The 18906-nt window shown below is 65.3% G+C and carries 11 protein-coding genes; all 11 read right to left on the reverse strand.

Translation table 11 applies throughout. The annotated features are described in order from the left end of the window. Nucleotides 1-6: 6 nt before the first annotated feature. The 11 genes from JN279_RS11945 to JN279_RS11995 all read right to left on the reverse strand — a co-directional run bounded on the left by JN279_RS11945 (nt 7) and on the right by JN279_RS11995 (nt 18853). The gene (locus tag JN279_RS11945) at nt 7-3291 is read right to left on the reverse strand and encodes an efflux RND transporter permease subunit (protein ID WP_202352850.1); all 3285 of its coding nucleotides are present in this window, start codon (nt 3289-3291) and stop codon (nt 7-9) included. Continuing rightward, nucleotides 3288-6422, reverse strand: a complete 3135-nt coding sequence (locus JN279_RS11950; RefSeq protein WP_202352851.1) for an MdtB/MuxB family multidrug efflux RND transporter permease subunit — start codon at nt 6420-6422, stop codon at nt 3288-3290. The genes JN279_RS11945 and JN279_RS11950 overlap by 4 nt, the downstream gene beginning before the upstream one ends. Next, on the reverse strand, nt 6419-7837 hold the full coding sequence (locus JN279_RS11955) for an MdtA/MuxA family multidrug efflux RND transporter periplasmic adaptor subunit (RefSeq protein ID WP_202352852.1): 1419 nt from the start codon (nt 7835-7837) through the stop codon (nt 6419-6421). The genes JN279_RS11950 and JN279_RS11955 overlap by 4 nt, the downstream gene beginning before the upstream one ends. 115 nt (nt 7838-7952) lie before the next feature. Next, complete coding sequence (locus tag JN279_RS11960) at nt 7953-10631, reverse strand: nitrate reductase (RefSeq protein ID WP_202352853.1); 2679 nt, start codon at nt 10629-10631, stop codon at nt 7953-7955. A gap of 2 nt (nt 10632-10633) precedes the next feature. Next, nucleotides 10634-10963: a nitrite reductase small subunit NirD gene (nirD, locus tag JN279_RS11965; RefSeq protein WP_096449738.1), complete on the reverse strand. Its 330-nt coding sequence runs from the start codon at nt 10961-10963 to the stop codon at nt 10634-10636. Nucleotides 10964-11174: 211 nt separating this feature from the next. Further along, on the reverse strand, nt 11175-13625 hold the full coding sequence (gene nirB / locus JN279_RS11970) for a nitrite reductase large subunit NirB (RefSeq protein ID WP_202352854.1): 2451 nt from the start codon (nt 13623-13625) through the stop codon (nt 11175-11177). A gap of 4 nt (nt 13626-13629) precedes the next feature. Next, nucleotides 13630-14427: an ABC transporter ATP-binding protein gene (locus JN279_RS11975; RefSeq protein ID WP_096449734.1), complete on the reverse strand. Its 798-nt coding sequence runs from the start codon at nt 14425-14427 to the stop codon at nt 13630-13632. Between the two features lie 10 nt (nt 14428-14437). Then, nucleotides 14438-15328, reverse strand: coding sequence for a nitrate ABC transporter permease (gene ntrB, locus JN279_RS11980; protein ID WP_202352855.1), 891 nt, complete (start codon nt 15326-15328; stop codon nt 14438-14440). Between the two features lie 31 nt (nt 15329-15359). Next, nucleotides 15360-16688, reverse strand: a complete 1329-nt coding sequence (locus tag JN279_RS11985) for a CmpA/NrtA family ABC transporter substrate-binding protein (protein WP_244734526.1) — start codon at nt 16686-16688, stop codon at nt 15360-15362. A gap of 327 nt (nt 16689-17015) precedes the next feature. Then, a complete protein-coding gene (locus JN279_RS11990) occupies nt 17016-18254 on the reverse strand; it encodes a CmpA/NrtA family ABC transporter substrate-binding protein (protein WP_202352856.1) in 1239 nt (412 codons plus the stop codon). Then, nucleotides 18251-18853 carry an ANTAR domain-containing response regulator gene (locus JN279_RS11995; protein WP_027045429.1) on the reverse strand — a complete coding sequence of 201 codons (603 nt, stop codon included), beginning with the start codon at nt 18851-18853 and terminating at the stop codon, nt 18251-18253. The genes JN279_RS11990 and JN279_RS11995 overlap by 4 nt, the downstream gene beginning before the upstream one ends. Between the last annotated feature and the right edge of the window lie 53 nt (nt 18854-18906).

Below are 18906 nucleotides of genomic sequence, written 5' to 3' on the forward strand. Positions count from 1 at the left end.
CGGCATTCATTCGCCCGCCTGTGGCCGTAGCGTCCGCGGGCGCGGCATCGTCAAGCGCAACTGCCGGCACCAGCGACCGAAACGGTCGACGTAGATGTAGATGACCGGCGTCGTGTAGAGGGTCAGGATCTGGCTCAGGATCAGCCCGCCGACGATGGCGATGCCGAGCGGCTGGCGCAGTTCGGCACCTTCGCCAAGGCCGATAGCCAGCGGCACGGCACCGAACAGTGCCGCCATGGTCGTCATCATGATCGGGCGGAAGCGCAGCAGGCATGCCTGGTAGATGGCGTCATGCGCCGATCTGTTCTCGTTGCGCTCGGCGGCCAGCGCGAAGTCGATCATCATGATCGCGTTCTTCTTGACGATGCCGATCAGCAGGATGATGCCGATCAGCGCCATGATTGAGAATTCGATGTTGACCAGGGTCAGTGCCAGCAAGGCGCCGACGCCGGCCGACGGCAAGGTCGACAGAATGGTCAGCGGATGCGCGTAGCTTTCGTAGAGAATGCCGAGCACGACATAGACAGCGATCAGCGCGGCAAGGATCAGCAGCGGCTGGTCGGACAGCGAGTCCTGGAACACCTTGGCCGTGCCCTGGAAGCTGCCATGGATGGTTGCCGGCATGCCGATGCGGTCGGCGGCCGCGTTGATCGCCGCGACACCTTCGCTGAGCGCGACGCCCGGCGCCAGGTTGAACGACAGTGTCGTGGCGACGAACAGGCCCTGGTGGTTGACCGAAAGCGGCGTGCTGCCGGGACCGTAATGCGCGACGGCCGACAGCGGCACCATGGTCTCGGCTCCGGTGCTGACCGCCGAACCGGTCGAGGCTGCCGTCCTGCCGGTGCTGGTGATGGAATTGTTGGCCTGGTTGCGCGCCGCGTCGGCGGCGACCGATTGGGCGCTGGTGGACTTGCCTGATACAGCGAACGTGCCGGCCACCGCATTGCTCGACTGCGATCCACCAACCGATCCGCCCGATGTGCTGACATAGACTTTTTTCAACGCATCGGGGTTTTGCGAGTATTGCGGCGCCACCTCCATGATGACGTGGTACTGGTTGCGCTGGACATAGATGGTGGACACCTGGCGCTGGCCGAAGGCGTCGTAGAGCGTGTTGTCGATCTCGCTGGCTGATATGCCGAGGCGCGTTGCGGTGTCGCGATCGATGGTGACGTCGGCTTCCAGGCCCTTGTTCTGCTGGTCGGAGTTGACGTCGGTGAGCCTGGGTTCGGTTTGCAGCGCAGCCGCCAGCTTCGGCGCCCACTCCGCCAGTTCGTCGAAACTGTCACCTTGCAGGGTGTACTGGTACTGCGCGTTCGATTGCCGCCCGCCGACGCGGATGTCCTGCACCGCCTGCAGGAAGAGCGTGGCACCCGGCACCACGGCCAGTTTGGGCCGCAGCCTGGCGATGACCTGGTCGGCGGAGATCTTGCGCTCGGCCAGCGGTTTCAGTGACACGAACATGGAACCGGAATTGGTCTGGCCGCCGCCGGTGAAGGCGACAGCGGCATCGACGGCCGGATCCTTGCTGACGATGCCGGCGAACTGGGTGAGCTTCCGCGACATCGACTGGAAGGAGGTTGCCTGGTCGGCCTGGATCGAGCCGGTCAGCCGTCCCGTGTCCTGCTGCGGGAAGAAGCCTTTTGGGATGGTGACATAGAGATAGCCATTGAGGCAGAGCGTTGCCGCCAGCACCGCCATGATCAGCAGCGGATTGTCGAGCGCCCAGGACAGCGACCTGCGGTAGAAGCCCAGCATGGCCTCGAAGATACGTTCGCTGAAGCGGTAGAGCCGGCCGTGTTCGCGCTGTCCCTCGGGGCGCAGCAGAATCGAGCACATCATCGGCGTGGTGGTCAGCGATATTGCCAGCGAGACCAGGATCGCCGCCGAGAGTGTTATGGCGAATTCGCGGAACAGCCGGCCGACGATGCCGCCCATCAGCAGGATCGGGATGAAGACGGCGATCAGCGACAGGCTCATCGACAGCACGGTGAATCCGACTTCCTGGGAGCCCTTGATCGCGGCTTCCATGCGGCCCATGCCGGACGCGGTGTGGCGGGCGATGTTTTCGAGCACGACGATGGCGTCGTCGACGACGAAGCCGGTGGCCACCGTCATTGCCATCAGCGACAGATTGTCGATGCTGAAGCCCATCAGGTACATGGCGCCCAGCGTGCCGACCAGGGATACGGGCACGGCCACGATCGGCACCAGCGCCGAGCGCACGTCGCGCAGGAAGGCGAAGACGACGAGGATCACCAGGCCGATGGCGATCATCAGCGTCTGCGCGACCTCGCTCAGCGAAGCGCGGATGGTGGTCGAGCGGTCGACCGCCAGCGACAGGTCGATGGCCGGCGAGATCGAGGCGCGCAGCGTCGGCAGCAGCGCCTTCACCCGGTCCACCGTCGCGATGATGTTGGCGTTGGGCGAGCGGTTGAGGATGATCAGCACGCCCGGCTCGCCATTGGCGAGACCGGCATTGCGGATGTTCTCGACGGAATCATTGACCTGGCCGACATCGGAAAGCCTGACCGGCGCGCCGTTGCGGTAGGCGACGATCAGCGAGCGGTAGGCGTCCGCCTGGTTGGCCTGGTCGTTGGCGTAGATCTGGTAGCGCTGGTCGCCGACGTCGATGGCCCCCTTGGGGCTGTGGGCGTTGGCCGAGGCGAGCGCTGCGCGCACGTCCTCCAGCCCGATGCCGTAATCATAGAGCACCTGCGGGTTGAGTTCGACGCGCACCGCCGGCAGCGAGCTGCCGCCAACCGACACCTCGCCAATGCCGTCGACCTGCGAGAGCTTTTGCGCCAGCACGGTGCTGGCGGCATCGAAGAGCTGGCCCTTGGACAAAGTGTCCGATGTCATCGACAGGATGAGGATCGGGGCGTCGGCGGGATTGACCTTGCGATAGGTCGGGTTGGAGCGCAGGCTGGATGGCAGGTCGGCGCGCGCGGCGTTGATCGCCGCCTGGACGTCACGCGCGGCGCCGTCAATGTCGCGGTCCAGCCCGAACTGCAAGGTGATGCGGGCGCTGCCGACGCTGCTCGACGAGGTCATTTCGTTGACATCGGCGATTTCACCGAGATGCCGCTCGAGCGGGCTGGCGACGGTGTTTGCCACCACCTGGGGGCTCGCACCAGGCAGCGAGGCCGACACTGAGATCACGGGGTAGTCGACCGCCGGCAGCGGCGCCACCGGCAATTGCGGAAACGCCACCAGCCCGGCCGCCAGCAGGCCGAAGGTCAGCAGCGTCGTCGCCACCGGCCGCCGGATGAACGGAACCGACAGGTTCATGGCCTGGCGTCCGCCCCAGGAATGCGGGGAAGATTGGGGGCGCGGGGAAGGTTGGGTTCGATGCCGCGCAGGCGGGCGGCGAGGCGGTCGAACCAGAGATAGATCACCGGCGTGGTGAACAGCGTCAGCATCTGGCTGAGCAGCAAGCCGCCGACGATGGAGACGCCCAGGGGATGGCGCAGTTCCGAGCCGACGCCGGTGCCGAGCATCAGCGGCAGGGCGCCGAGCATCGCCGCCAGCGTCGTCATCAGGATCGGGCGGAAGCGCAGCAGGCAGGCCTGGTAGATCGCCTCGCGCGGCGCCTTGCCTTCATGGCGCTGCGCGTCGAGCGCGAAGTCGATCATCATGATGGCGTTCTTCTTGACCACGCCGATCAGGAGGATGATGCCGATGATCGAGATGACGGTCAGGTCCTGGCCGGCGATCATCAGCGCCAGCAGCGCGCCGATGCCGGCCGAAGGCAGCGTCGACAGGATGGTGATGGGGTGGATGAAGCTCTCATAGAGCACGCCGAGCACGATGTAGACCGTCACCACCGCCGCCAGGATCAGGAACAGCGTGTTGTCGAGCGAAGCCTGGAAGGCGCGCGCCGCGCCCTGGAAACTGGTGATGATGCTGAGCGGCATGCCGATGTCGGCCTGCGCCTGCTCGATCGCGGTGACCGCCTCGCCAAGCGACGCGCCTGGCGCCAGGTTGAACGACACGGTGGTGGCGGGGAATTGCCCCATATGGGTGATCTGCAGCGGCGTGGTGGCGATATGGGTGGTCGCCACCACCGACAGCGGCACCGGGGCGCCACCCGTCGACGAGGGCAGGTAGACGGAAGAGAGCGCCTTGAGCGAATCCTGTTCGGACGGAGCGGCCTCGAGAATGACGCGGGACTGGCTTGATGTGGTGTAGATGGTCGAGACCATGCGCTGGCCGAAAGCGTCGTAGAGCGCGTTGTCGACCGTCGCCGGCGTGATGCCGAAACGGGCGGCCTGGTCGCGGTCGATGTCGACAAAGACGGCAAGGCCGCTGTTCGACAGGTCGCTGGCGACATCGGCGAGCTGCGGCAACGCGTGCAGCCTGGCGAGCAGTTTCGGCGTCCATTCTCCCAGCTCGTCGGCATTGGCGTCCTGGAGCACGAATTGATACTGGGTGCGGCTAACCTGGCCGTCGATGGTCAGGTCCTGCACCGGCTGCATGTAGAGCGTCACACCGGCCATCGAAGCGGCTTCCTGTTTCAGGCGGACGATGACGTGCGTGATATCAGCGGTACGTTTCTCATGCGGCTTGAGGTTGATCAGGATGCGGCCGACATTCATCGTGGTGTTGGTGCCGTCGACGCCGATGAAGGACGAAAGGCTGTCGACATCGGGATCCCTAAGGATGATGGCGGCCAGCTGCTGCTGGCGGTCCGCCATGGCGGCATAGGAAATCGACTGCGGCGCCTCTGATATGGCCTGGATGACGCCAGTGTCCTGCACCGGGAAGAAACCCTTGGGAATGACCACATAGAGGACCGCCGTCAGCACCAAGGTCGCCGCCGCCACCACGAGCATCAGCGTCTGCCGGTCGAGCACCCAGGTCAGTGCCCGGCCATAGCCGCGGATCACCCAGTCGAAGAAGTCGCGGCTGGCGCGCTGCAGGGCGTTCTCGCGCACCGCCGACAAGGGTTTCAGCAGCTTGGCGCAGGCCATCGGCACCAGCGTCAGCGACACCACGGCGGAGATCAGGATGGTGGTGGCAAGCGTGATGGAGAATTCGCGGAACAGCCTGCCGACGACATCGCCCATGAACAGAAGCGGGATCAGCACCGCGATCAGCGACACGGTGAGCGAGATGATGGTGAAGCCGATCTGCTGCGAGCCTTTCAGCGCCGCCTGCAGCGGCGTCGCGCCCTCCTCGACATAGCGGGCGACGTTCTCGATGACGACGATGGCGTCGTCGACGACGAAGCCGGTGGCAATGGTCAGCGCCATCAGCGACAGATTGTCGAGGCTGAAGCCGAACAGGTACATGACGCCCAGCGTGCCGACCAGCGACAGGGGCACCGAAAGGCTCGGGATGAGCGTGGCGCGCGCGCTGCGCAGGAAGACGAAAATGACCAGCACGACGAGGATGATCGACAGGGTCAGCTCGTATTCGACGTCACGCACGGAGGCGCGGATGGTCGTGGTGCGGTCAGTCAGCACCTTGACGTCGACGGCGTTCGGCAGTGAGGCCTGGAGCTGCGGCAGCAGCGCCTTGATGCGGTCGACCACGTCGATGACGTTGGCGCCGGGCTGGCGCTGGATGTTGAGGATGATCGCCGGCGTGCTGTTCATCCAGGCGGCCAGCCGATTGTTCTCGGTGGCGTCGACCACATCGGCCACATCGCTCAGCCGCACCGGGGCGCCGTTCTTGTAGGCGACGATCAGCGAGCGGTATTCGTCGGCGCTCTTCATCTGGTCGTTGGCGTTGATGGTGTAGGCGCGCGACGGTCCGTCGAGATTGCCCTTCGGCGTGTTGACGTTGGCGCTGCCCAAAGTGGTGCGCAGGTCGTCGAGATTGAGGCCATAGGCGGCGAGCTTGCGCGGATCGGCCTGGACCCGCACGGCAGGCCGCTGGCCGCCGCTGAGGCTGACCAGGCCGACGCCCGGCAACTGCGAGATCTTCTGCGCCAGCCTGGTGTCGGCAAGCTGCTGCACGTCGTGCAGCGGCATGGTCGCCGAGGTCAGGCCCAGCGTCAGCACCGGCGCGTCGGCCGGATTGACCTTGGCGTAGATCGGCGGCGCCGGCAGGTCAGCCGGCAACAGATTGCCGGCGGCGTTGATGGCGGCCTGCACCTCCTGCTCGGCGACGTCGAGCGAGATCGCCAGGCTGAACTGCAGCGTGATGACCGAGGAGCCGGCCGAACTGACGGAGTTCATCTGGTTGAGGTTGGCGATCTGGCCGAGCTGGACCTCCAGCGGCGCCGTGACCGAGGACGTCATGACGTCAGGGCTGGCGCCGGGATAGAAGGTCTGCACCTGGATGGTGGGATAGTCGACCTCGGGCAGCGCCGAGACCGGCAGATATCGGTAGGCCAGCAGGCCCGACAGCATGATGGCGACCATGAACAGCGACGTCGCCACCGGCCGCAGGATGAAGGCGCGCGACGGGCTCATTGCTGCTGCCCGGACCCCGTGTGACGGTGCTTGTGGCCCTGATGCTTGTGTGCCGTGCCATCCAGCGCCTGTCCGTCTGACGTTTCCGCATTTGGCGTCTGCCCATTCGGCGTCCGTCCGTCCGACGTCTGTCCATCCGATGGGGCTGCTGCCTGTGGCGAGGTCTGGGCTGATGTCTGCGCCGGCGTCTGGCCCGCCGCCGGGGTTGGCGCCGTCGCCCGAGGCTGTGCCGGTGCCTGGCCGTCCTGCTGAAGGTTGATATGGGCGCCGTCGCGGAGCTTGTCGGCGCCGTCGACGACGACGCGGTCGCCGGGGGTCAGGCCGGCAAGGATCTCGACGCGTTCGCTATTGGTAACGCCAAGCGTGACCTTGCGCACGGCGACCGTGCTGTCGGGATTGACCAGATAGACGAAGGTGCCGGGCAGGCCGCGCTGGATCGCGGCGATCGGGGCGATCGCCACGTCCTTGTGCTCGTCGACGAGAAGCGTGACGTTGACGAACTGGTTCGGATAGAGGACGCGCGCTTCATTGGCGAAACCCGCCCGCAGCTTGATGGTGCCGGTGCTCGGGTCGATCTGGCTGTCGAAGGTTTCGAGCTGGCCGTCGGCAAGCTTCTTGGCTCCGGCGCGGTCGAAGGCTGACGTGGGCAGCGAGGCGCCTTGCTGCATGCGCTGCGCGATCGCGGGCAGTTCATCCTCGGGCACGGTGAACAGCACACTGATCGGCTGCACCTGGGTGATGATGACGATGCCGTTGGTATCGCCAGGGGTGACGTAGTTGCCCTGATCGACCTGGCGCAGGCCGGCCCGTCCGTCGACGGGAGCCAGGATGCGGCAATAGTCGAGATTGAGGGTGGCGGTCTGTATCATCGCCTGGTCGACCTGGACGGAGCCCTGGTCCTGCGCGACAAGGGCAACCTGCGCGTCGAGGGTCTGCGGCGTCGCCGTCCCCTGGGCCACCAGCTTCTGGTCACGAACGAGGTCGAGCTGGGCATCCTTGAGCATGGCCTGGTCGCGCACCAGCTGGCCCTGGGCCTGAGCGAGTGCCGCCTGGTAGGGGCGGGGGTCGATCTCGGCCAGCAGGTCGCCCTTCTTGACGTCCTGGCCTTCCTTGAAATTGACCTGGATGAGCGGACCGGTGACCTGCGGCTTGACCGTGACGGTGGAGAGCGAGGTCACCGTGCCGAGCGCGTTGAGGGTGACGTCTATCGTGCCCTTTTCGATGGCGGCGGCGCCGATCGTCGTCGGTTGCGCGCCCCGCCTGCCGCCGGGTTGCCTGGCCTCGACATGCGGACGCTGATAGAGATAGGCGCCGGTGGCGACGACGATGGCAATGAAGATCAGCCAGGGAATCCAGCGACGCGAACGGCGTGGCGCGACGGTCGTCTGCAGGGGCATTTCCAATTGCTGGTCCATGGCGGCATCTTTCACCCCCGTGAACCAATATGGCTGAAACGACCCCAAGTCGAATTAACACTTGGACAGGTTTGGCGCGGTCTTGCGACCCGTCCAATCGCCTTCGAGGCGCTGTTTACTCGGCGGCCTGAACGCGGTTCGCCTGGATGAGGGCGCGGATTTCGGACCGGCAGGAGCCGCAATTGGTGCCGGCCTTCAGGGCACTGCCGATGGCTTCGACGGTCGTGCAGCCGGCCGCCACCGCAGCGACGATCTGGTTGGCTCCGACGTTGAAACAGGAGCAGACGGTGGCGCCGGCATCAGGCCGATCGGCACCGGCGCGGCCGGCGACGATCCGAAAGCGTTCGCGCTGGCTGGCGTGGACTTCTTCAAGCTGTTCAGCCGCCCAGCCACGCGACACCGCGACCGGGCCGGGCGCGACGAACAGCGCGCCTGCGAGCTGGTCGCCATCGAAGGCGGCGATGCGATGCTGGCCGGCGTCCCGGTCGTGATAGGCGAGCATTTCGGCCAAGGGCGCATCGAAGAGCGAGCCGGCGAACGCCGTCCAGTCGGCGGCGTCGTCGGCAAAGGCAAGCTCGACCCGCCATCCGCCCCGGCATTTGGCAACCGCCCAGTAGCTCGCCTCAACCCGTTCCGGCTTCCGGCGCATCACGGCGAAAGCAAAGGCCCTTGCGGCAAATTTCTCGATGCGGGCCGCGACATGTTTCAGCGCCGGCTGGCCTGAAACGGGGTCGACGAGCGGCGCGGTGAGCGCGTCGAGCCGGCCCTTTGCCGCGAACTGATCGGTCCAGTGCATCGGCGCGAAGACGCTGCCCTGGCGCTGGCGGGACGTGATCAGGGCCCGGACCAGCACGTCGCCGCGCGGGCTGGAGATGCGCACGATGTCGGCGCCGCCGATGCCGTGATGCTGCGCGTCCACAGGGTGGATTTCGACGAAGGGTTCGGCGATGTGCTGGGACAGACGCGGGCTTTTGCCGGTGCGCGTCATGGTGTGCCAGTGGTCGCGGATCCGGCCGGTGTTGAGGATGAGCGGGAAATCAGGGGTGGTGCGGATTTCGGTGGTGGGACGGATGGCGATGAAGCGGGCTTTGCGGTCGGGTGTGTAGAAATTGCCGTTGGCGAAGAAGCGGGTGGTCTGGTGCTCCGTCGTGCCGCCTCGTGGGCTGGGGGCTGGCCATTGGAATGGCTCAAGTGATGCGTAACTTTCAGCATCGGCCCCGGCATACGCACCGATATCGAAATCTCGCACGCCATCATTCTCAAACCCGGACAGCGCGGCGTGCTCACCAAAAATCTCTGCCGGGGTCTCATGCGCGAACGCCTCGCCAAACCCCATCCGCCCCGCCACCTCGGCGATGATCCACCAGTCGGGCCTCGCCTCGCCGGGCGCCGCCAGAAACGACCGCTGGCGCGAGATGCGGCGTTCGGAATTGGTGACGGTGCCGTCCTTCTCGCCCCAGGCGGTGGCGGGCAGCCGGACATGGGCGTGACGCACCGTGTCGGCGCTCGCCAGAACGTCCGACACCACGACGAACGGGCAAGCCTTGATCGCCGCTTCGACGGCATCGGCGTCGGGCATCGAATCGACCGGGTTGGTGGCCATGATCCACAGCGCCTTGATGCGCCCGTCGGCCACGCCCTGAAACATCTCGACCGCCTTCAGGCCGGGCTTCTGCGCGATGCCAGGCGCATTCCAGAAGCGGCGCACGCGGTCGCGGTGCTCGGCGTTCTCGATCTCCATGTGGGCGGCCAGCATGTTGGCCATGCCGCCGACCTCGCGGCCACCCATGGCGTTGGGCTGGCCGGTCACCGAGAACGGCCCGGCTCCCGGTTTGCCGATGCGACCGGTGGCGAGATGGCAGTTGATGATGGCGTTGACCTTGTCGGTGCCGGACGACGACTGGTTCACGCCCTGGCTGTAGACGGTCACCGTCTTCGCGGTGGCAGCAAACAGGCTGTAGAAGCGGACAAGTTCGTCTTCGCTCAGGCCGGTGGTAGCGGCAACATCGGCAAGATCAAGCGTGGAGGCGGCAAAGAGCGCTTGCCCAAAGCCGGTCGTATGCGCTGTGATATAGGCGCGGTCGAGCGCATTGTGCTGGCCGAGCCAGGCGAGCAGGCCGGTGAACAGAGCGACGTCGCCATCCGGTGCGATCGCCAGATGCATGTCGGCGATATCAGCGGTCATGGTGCGGCGCGGATCGATCAGCACGATCTTCATCGCGGGCCGCTTTTCCCGGGCCGCCGCGATGCGCTGGAAGAGCACAGGGTGGCACCAGGCGAGGTTGGAGCCGACCAGCACGATGAGGTCGGCAAGTTCCAGATCCTCGTAGGTCCCCGGCACCGTATCGGAGCCGAAGGCGCGGCGGTGGCCGGCGACGGACGAGGCCATGCAGAGGCGAGAGTTGGTGTCGATATTGGCCGAGCCGACAAAACCCTTCATCAGCTTGTTGGCGAGGTAATAGTCCTCGGTCAGCAACTGGCCCGAGACATAGAAGGCGACCGCATCCGGCCCGTGCTCGGCGATGGTTCGCGAGAAGGTCGAGGCGACGCGGTCGAGCGCCTCGTTCCAGCCTGTCCGGCAGCCGTGGATTTCGGGATGGAGCAGCCTGCCCTCGAGATCGATGGTCTCGGCCAGCGCCGACCCCTTGGAGCAGAGCCGGCCGAAATTCGCGGGATGGTCGGGGTCGCCGCGGACGGACACTTGCCCATCCGCGGCGACCTTCGCCAGCACGCCGCAGCCCACCCCGCAATAGGGGCAGGTGGTCCTCACCTCGCGTGCTGCGTCGATCTCCATGTTCAGGCGGCGCGGCTGGCCAGCGCTTCCAGCGCCAGGAACAGGTGCTCGCCCTCGACCTTGACCGGAATGGTGCGCACCACGCCTTCGTCGGCGCCGAGCGCCTTGCCTGTCTCCAGCGAGATCACCCAATTGTGCAGGGGACAGGTCACCGCCGCGCCATGGACGATGCCCTGGCTAAGCGGCCCGCCCTTGTGCGGGCAGTGGTCGTCGATGGCATAGACCTGATCGTCCTGTGTGCGGAAGACGGCGACCTTGCCTTGCGGGGTGGCGACACAGCGCGCGCCACGGCGCGGGATGTCGGAGATGGTGCCGATGGCGATCCAGTTCATTGGGCTGCCTTTGCTTGATAGGATTGCGCCAAGGCGCCCCCCTCTGTCCTGCCGGACATCTCCCCCTCAAGGGGGGAGATTGGCAGCATCAATGACGGCGACCGTCCTGTGACGTTGGAGATTGGCGAAAGCCGAAACAACATCCGATCTCGCCCCTTGAGGGGGAGATGGCCGGCAGGCCAGAGGGGGGTGCCTCGCGCAGACATCTCCATCACTCCGCCGCCTGCGCAAACCCGACCGAAGCCATCGGCCGGAACTCGTGCTTGTCCTTGCCGGAGACGCGCTCCGACCACGGATCGACCTGCGCGAATTTCTGGGAAAAGACGAAGCGGTCGTAATAGGCCTTGCGCTTCTCGCCATCGTCCATGATCTGGCGCTTGATCTCGGGGATGCCGATGCGCTTGGCCCATTTGTAGATGCGCTCGAGATAGCGGCCCTGCTCGCGGTACATCTGAGTCAGCGCCACGATGTGCTCCAGCGCCTCGTCTTCCGTCTTCACAAGGCCGAGCACTTCGGTGCCCTTGATGTCGAGGCCGGCGGCTCCGGCGAAATGGATCTCGTAACCACTGTCGACGCAGATGACGCCGACATCCTTGCAGGTCGCCTCGGCGCAGTTCCTCGGGCAGCCCGACACCGCCATCTTGACCTTGGCCGGAGTCCACGAACCCCACATGAATTTTTCGATGCGGATGCCGAGACCTGTCGAATCCTGCGTGCCGAAGCGGCACCAGTCGGAACCGACGCAGGTCTTCACCGTGCGCAGGCCCTTGGCATAGGCGTGACCGGAGACGAAGCCGGCCTGGCCGAGATCGGCCCACACCGCCGGCAGGTCCTCCTTGCGGATGCCCAGCATGTCGATGCGCTGGCCGCCGGTGACCTTGACCATCGGGATCTCGAACTTGTCGACGACATCGGCGATGGCGCGCAGTTCGGCGGCATTGGTGACGCCGCCCCACATGCGCGGCACCACGGAATAGGTGCCGTCCTTCTGGATGTTGGCATGCACCCGCTCATTGATGAAGCGCGACTGGTAGTCGTCGGCATAGTCGTTTGGCCAGTCGCAAACGAGGTAGTAGTTGAGCGCCGGCCGGCATTTGGCGCAGCCGCAGGACGTCTTCCACTCCAGCTCTTGCATGACGGCCGGAATGGTCTTGAGGCTCTTGGCCTTGATCAGCCGGCGCACCTCGTCATGGCCGAGCGTGGTGCAGGAGCACATGGGTTGGACGGCCGCCGGGTTGTATGTGTCGCCGAGGGTCAGCACCATCAGCTTCTCGACCAGCCCGGTGCAGGAGCCGCACGAGGCCGACGCCTTGGTGTGAGCGCGCACATCGTCGAGCGAGGTCAGGCCCTTGGCCGTGATCGCGCCGGTGATTTTGCCCTTGCAGACGCCGTTGCAGCCGCAGATTTCCGCATCATCCGGCAAGGCTGCAACGGCCGCCATAGGGTCCAGCGGGGCACCCCCCTGGTATGACTGGCCGAAGATCAACGTATCGCGCATCTGCGAAATGTCGGTCTGCTTCTTCTTGAGGTCGTTGAACCAGGCGCCGTCCGCCGTCTCGCCGTAGAGCACGGTGCCGATGATGCGGTCGTCCTTGAGCACCAGGCGCTTGTAGACGCCGGCGGCGGCGTCGCGCAGCACGATCTCCTGGCGGTCTTCGCCCTCGGCGAAATCGCCGAGCGAGAACAGGTCGATGCCGGTGACCTTGAGCTTGGTCGGCGTGTCCGAATGGACGAAGGCAGCGGTCTCGTCGCCGGCAAGCTGGCTCGCCGCAACACGCGCCATCTCGTAGAGCGGTGCCACCAGACCGTAGACCATGCCGTTGACCTCGGCGCATTCGCCGAGCGCGTAGATGTCGGGGTCGTTGCTGCGCATGCCGGCGTCGACGACGATGCCTCTGTTGACGGCGATACCCGCTTCTTTCGCCAGCGCCGAATTCGGCCGGATGCCGACGGCCATGACCACAAGCGTCGCCGGAATGATGGTGCCGTCGGCGAGTTCCACCTGCTCGACCTTGCCATTGCCGGTGATCGCCTGAGTGTTGGCCTTGGTGATGACCTTGATGCCACGTTGTTCGACGGCGCGCTGCAAGAGATAGCCGGCGGCCGGATCGAGCTGGCGCTCCATCAGCGTCGGCATGACGTGCAGCACGGTGACGTCCATGCCTTGCGCGTTGAGGCCGGCTGCCGCCTCCAGCCCGAGCAGGCCGCCGCCGATGACCACCGCCTTGGCCCGCGACTGGGCGGCCAGCATCATGGCCTGCACGTCGTCGAGATCGCGATAGGTCAGCACGCCCGGCAGATTGTGGCCCGGCACCGGGATGATGAACGGCACCGAGCCGGTGGCGATGACCAGTCTGTCGTAGGGTTCGGTGACGCCGTGATCGGAGGTGACCGTCTTCGCCTGTCGGTCGATGGCAACGATCTTGTGGCCCTTGTAGAGGGTGATGTTGTTGGCGATGTACCAGCCGTCGCCATGGATGATGATTTCCTCATAGGCCTTTTCGCCCGACAGCACCGGCGACAGCATGATGCGGTCGTAATTGACCCGCGGCTCGGCGTTGAAGATGGTGACGCTGTAGCGGCCCGGCGCCTGCTCCAGCAGGTGCTCGAGCATGCGCCCGGGAGCCATGCCGTTGCCGATGATGACGAGTTTTTCGCTCATGATGCTACTCCGCGGCTTCGACGAAGCGGTGGCGTTCGTAGAGGAACTTCAGCACCGCCTCGCGGCAGCGCAGGAAGGTGCGGTCGGAGGCGAGTTCGATGCGCCGGCGCGGCCTTGCCAGCGGCACGGGCAGCACCTCGCCGATGGTCGCGGCCGGACCGTTGGTCATCATGACGATGCGGTCGGACAAGAGCACCGCCTCGTCGACATCATGGGTGATCATGATCGTCGTCGAGCCGAGCCTGGAATGGATGTCCATCACCGCATCCTGCAGATGCGCGCGCGTCAGCGCGTCGAGCGCGCCGAAAGGTTCGTCGAGCAGCAGGATCTTCGGCTCCATGGCCAGCGCCCGGGCAATGCCGACGCGCTGCTTCATGCCGCCCGAGATTTCGGCCGGCCGCTTGTCCCTGGCATGCGCCATCTGCACGAGGTCGAGATTGCGCATGATCCAGTCATGCCGCTCGGCCTTGCTCTTGGTGCGGCCGAAGACTTTCGACACCGCCAGGTTGATGTTTTCGTAGACGGTCAGCCAGGGCAGCAGCGAGTGGTTCTGGAACACCACCGCACGTTCGGGTCCGGGGCTGTCGACTTCCTTGTTTTCGAGCAGCACGGCGCCGGCGGACACATTGGTCAGCCCGGCGATCAGGTTGAGCAAAGTCGACTTGCCGCAGCCGGAATGGCCGATGATCGAGACGAATTCGCCCTTGTCGATGGTCAGCCTGATATCCCTCAGCACTTCGCTGACCTGGCCGCCGCGAGCGAAGGATTTGTCGATATGGTCGAGTTTCAGATAGGCGGTCATGGCGCTTTCCTCACTTTGCCGTTGTGCCGCGGGTGACGAAGGCGCCGACGCCAGCGACCAGGCGGTCGAGGCAGAAGCCGGTGACGCCGATATAGGCGAGCGCGACGATGATGTCGGGCAGCCGCGACGAGTTCCACGCGTCCCAGATGAAGAAGCCGATGCCGACGCCGCCGGTCAGCATTTCGGCGGCGACGATGGCGAGCCAGGACAGGCCGATGCCGATGCGCAGACCGGTGAAGATGTAGGGGGCCGCGGCCGGCACCATGATCTTGACGAAGAACTCGAACGGGTTGAGCCGCAGGATGCGCGCGACGTTGCGGTAATCCTGCGGGATGTTGCGCACGCCGACGGCGGTGTTGATGATGATCGGCCAGATCGAGGTGATGAAGATGACGAACAGCGCCGACGGGCTGGAATCGCGGAACGCCGCCAGCGACAGCGGCAGCCAGGCCAGCGGCGGCACGGTGCGCAGGATCTGGAACACCGGATCGAGGCCGCGCATCGCCCAGATCGACTGGCCGACCAGCGCGCCGAGCGCGACGCCGACGATCGCCGCTAGGCCAAAGCCGATGGCGACGCGCTGCAGCGAGATCAGCACTCGCCAGGCCAGCCCGATATCCTGCGGGCCGTTGTTGAAGAACGGATGTGCGATCAAATCGTAGGCTTCGTTCCACACCTGGCTTGGCGGCGGCAGGCTCGATGTCGGCGACGAGCATGCTACCTGCCAGACGACGAGCATCAGGGCGATGACGATGACCGGCGGCACCAGCGCGCTCGCCAGTTTGCCGGCGGTTGCCATCGGCTCGACGCGTCGCCGCGCCTTGGAGGTGAAGGCAATCACCTCGGCCGGTTTGGCGGGGAACGCCTTCACCTTGGTATCCTCGATAGTCTGGATCGACATGTCTGGGAAAACTCCGTGGGGGCGCCGGCGATCAGGCGGATGCCTTGATCTTCAGGCTGTCGAGATAGGCGGACGGGTTGGCCGGATCGAAGACCTTGCCGTCGAAGAAGGTTTCCGTGCCACGCGAGGAAGAAGCGGGTATATCCGCTGCGGCCACGCCGAGATCCCTGGCCGCCTCGCGCCACAGATCCTCGCGGTTGACCTGATCGACCAGCGCCTTGATGTCGGTGGTCGGCGCGAACTTACCCCAGCGGATGTTCTCGGCGAGGAACCAGGAATCATGGCTCTTGAACGGGTAGGAAACGCCGCCCTTCCAGAACTTCATGTAGAGATCGGTGCCGTTGGTGACGCGGCCATTGCCATAATTGATGTCGCCCTTGAGGCGGCCGATAATGTCGGCGGCAGGCACGTTCATCCATTGCCGCTTGCCGATGATGGCGGCCATCTCGTCCTTGTTTTCCTTGGCCTCGCACCATTGCTGGGCTTCCATCACGGCCATCAGGATCGCCTTGGTGGCGTTCGGGTTCTTCTCGATGAATTCGGCGCGCAGGCCGAGCGCCTTTTCCGGATGACCCTTCCACAATTCGCCCGTGGTGGCGGCGGTGAAGCCGACGCCCTGGTGGACGAGCTGCTCGTTCCACGGCTCGCCGACGCAGAACACGTCCATGTTGCCGACCTTCATATTGGCCACCATCTGCGGCGGCGGCACGACGATGGTCGAGACGTCCTTATCGGGATCGATGCCGCCCGCGGCCAGCCAGTAGCGCAGCCACAGATCATGCGTGCCACCCGGGAAGGTCATGGCGGCCTTGATGTCCTTGCCGGCCGCCTTCTTGGCGGCGAAGGCATCCTTCAGCTTGGAGGCGTCGAGGCCGACACCGGTGGCGGCATATTCCTGGGCGACCGAAATGCCCTGGCAGTCGTAGTTGAGCCGCGCCACGATCGCCATCGGCATCGGCTGGTTGTTCTGCGTCACCTTGCCGGTGTGCATGAGGTAAGGCAGCGGCGTCAGTATGTGGGCGCCGTCGATGCCGTTGGCGGCACCGCCGAGCATCAGATTGTCGCGCGTCGCGCCCCAGGAAGCCTGCTTCAGCACCTCGACATCGGGCATGCCGAATTTGGCGAACAGGCCTTTCTCCTTGGCGATCATCAGGGGGGCGGCATCGGTCAGCGCGATGAAACCGAGCTTGGCGCCGGTGACTTCCGGCGCGGCGGTGGCGGCATAGGCGCCGGAGGGGAAAAGCTTGCGGGCCGCCATGAACAGGCCTGCCGTCATGGCGCTGCTGACCAGAAAATCGCGACGCGTCACATCCTTGGGCGATGTTCCCGTCCCGATCCAATTCTTCATCGTCTTCTTCATCGTCGTCTCCGGTTGAACGCGATTCCAAAACAAAAAAGCCGCCGGCCAGGTCTTCGCGCCCGAGAGACCGGGAGCGCATTTTGACCTGAGCGGCAGCTTTGCCTGTGGCGCCCGTCATTGGACGCCTGTTCCGTGGCCCATAAAGGGCCTCACCATTTCAAAGCAGGAACCGTGCCAGTTTGCGGAGAAAGAAAAAACATCAATGGAATCAGCGATTCGCGCCCGTCGACTGCGTACCGGGCAATATGGTGACCAGGCCAAAGATTGTTCATTAGCGTCATCGCGCGCACAATTTTTGTGCAATGCACAAGAATGGCGCGGAAATGATCAGGCTTCCGCGCGGGCCGATTTCTGGCGCGCTATGTAGGCATCGATCTCGTCGGGATCGAAGATCTGGCCGTCGAAGAAACCGTCCGGGCCGAGCACCAGGCCCGCCCCGGTCGCGCCGACCGCGGTGGCGACCTTGAGCGCGCCTTCGACCTTCGCATTGGCGCCGGGAAGCGCGACGCCAAGCGGCTTCAGCGCCGCGCGGTAGAGGTCCGGCCGGTAGCAATCGCGGGCGATCGCAAGGTTTTCCGGCGTGTGCGCCGCATGTCCCCAGCGCACCATCTGGGTGTAGAACCACAGCGCATGGCTCTTCCACGGAAAATTCGCCGCCTTGTCGAAGGGCAGGAAGAAGTCGTCGATATCTCGCTCTGCCCCGCCGCCCAATTGGAGGTGGCCGGTCAGGATCGGCATCTGCACGGCCGGCGGTAGGCCGAGGAAGCCAGGCTGCGCCATCACAGCGGCCAATTCGGCATGGTTGACCGGATCCTGGCACCAGCGCGCCGAGTGATGCAGCGCACGCAGCAGTGCCGCCAGAGCCTCCGGGTTCTCGTCCGCCCAGGCCTTGCGCACGCCGATCACCTTCTCCGGGCTGTTCTTCCACAATAGTGCCTTGACGGTAACGATATGGCCGGTGCCGGCGGCGACCGCGGCGCTGTTCCAGGGCTCACCGACGCAATAGCCGTCGATGCGGCCTGCGGCCAGCGCGTCGGCCATGAAGGGTGGTGGCACGATGACGATCTCGATTGCACGGTCGGGATCGATGCCGCAGGCGGCAAGCCAGTAGCGCAGTTCGTAATTGTGCCCGGAATGCGGATGCACGACGGCAAAGCGCAGCGGCTCGCGGCCCGCCGTCGCCCGTTCACGGATGAAGGCGCCAAGGGCAACGCCTGCGCGCGCCGGATCGAGATCGGCTTCGGCGCCGTGCGCGGCCATGCCAGCCCAGACAGCATTGGAGATGGTGACGCAATTGCCGCCCAGCCCGAGCGAGAACGGCACGATGGTTTCGGAAGCGAGCGGTGTCAGCCCGAGATTGCAGGCGAGCGGCATGGGTCCCAGCATATGGGCGAGATCGAAGTGGCCGATGGCGATGCGGTCGCGGATGTTGGCCCAGGATGTCTCGCGGTGCAGCGTGAGATCGATGCCTTCGCGTGCGGCGAAGCCAAGCTCGCTTGCGGCGACCAGCACGGCGCTGTCGAAAAGCGGCATGAAGCCGGCGGTGATCTGGTGCCTCATGCTCATTCGTCCTCCGCCGGCCCCAGCAAACCGGCCGCGGTCACCAGGCTCTGGGCGATGTCGCTGATCTTGCGGTTCTGGTTCATCGCCGTCTTGCGCAGCAGCGTATAGGCTGCCTCCTCGGAGAGGCCGCGCGACTTCATCAATATGCCCTTGGCGCGGTCGATCACCTTGCGGCTCTCGAGTTCGCTGCGCGCCTCTTCCAGTTCGCGCGCCATGCGTGAGAAGGCATTGAAGCGGCTCACCGCCATGTCGAGGATCGGCTTGACGCGCTCTTGCCGCAGCCCATCGACGACATAGGCCGAAACGCCGGCATCGACAGCCGCCTCGATCGAAGCCTGGTCGGAGCGGTCGACAAACATGGCGATCGGGCGCTTCACGGCACGCGACAGCTGGAACATGTTTTCGAGCATGTCGCGGTTGGGATTTTCGAGGTCGATGACGATGACGTCCGGTTCGATCTCGGCGATCCGCCGGGCAATGCCGGTCACGTCATGGATGACGGTGACCCGCTGATGGCCGGCCTCGCGCAGGCCGGCCTCGATGATCGAGGCACGGATGCGATTTTCATCGATCACCAGGACGGCTAGGGAGGATCGGACCATGCCGGCATTGTGGGCAAGGCCGCGAAATTGTGCAATGCGGCATAGCTACGTCC

The organism is Mesorhizobium sp. 113-1-2, assembly GCF_016756475.1.
In the GTDB taxonomy this organism is placed as follows: domain Bacteria; phylum Pseudomonadota; class Alphaproteobacteria; order Rhizobiales; family Rhizobiaceae; genus Mesorhizobium; species Mesorhizobium loti_C.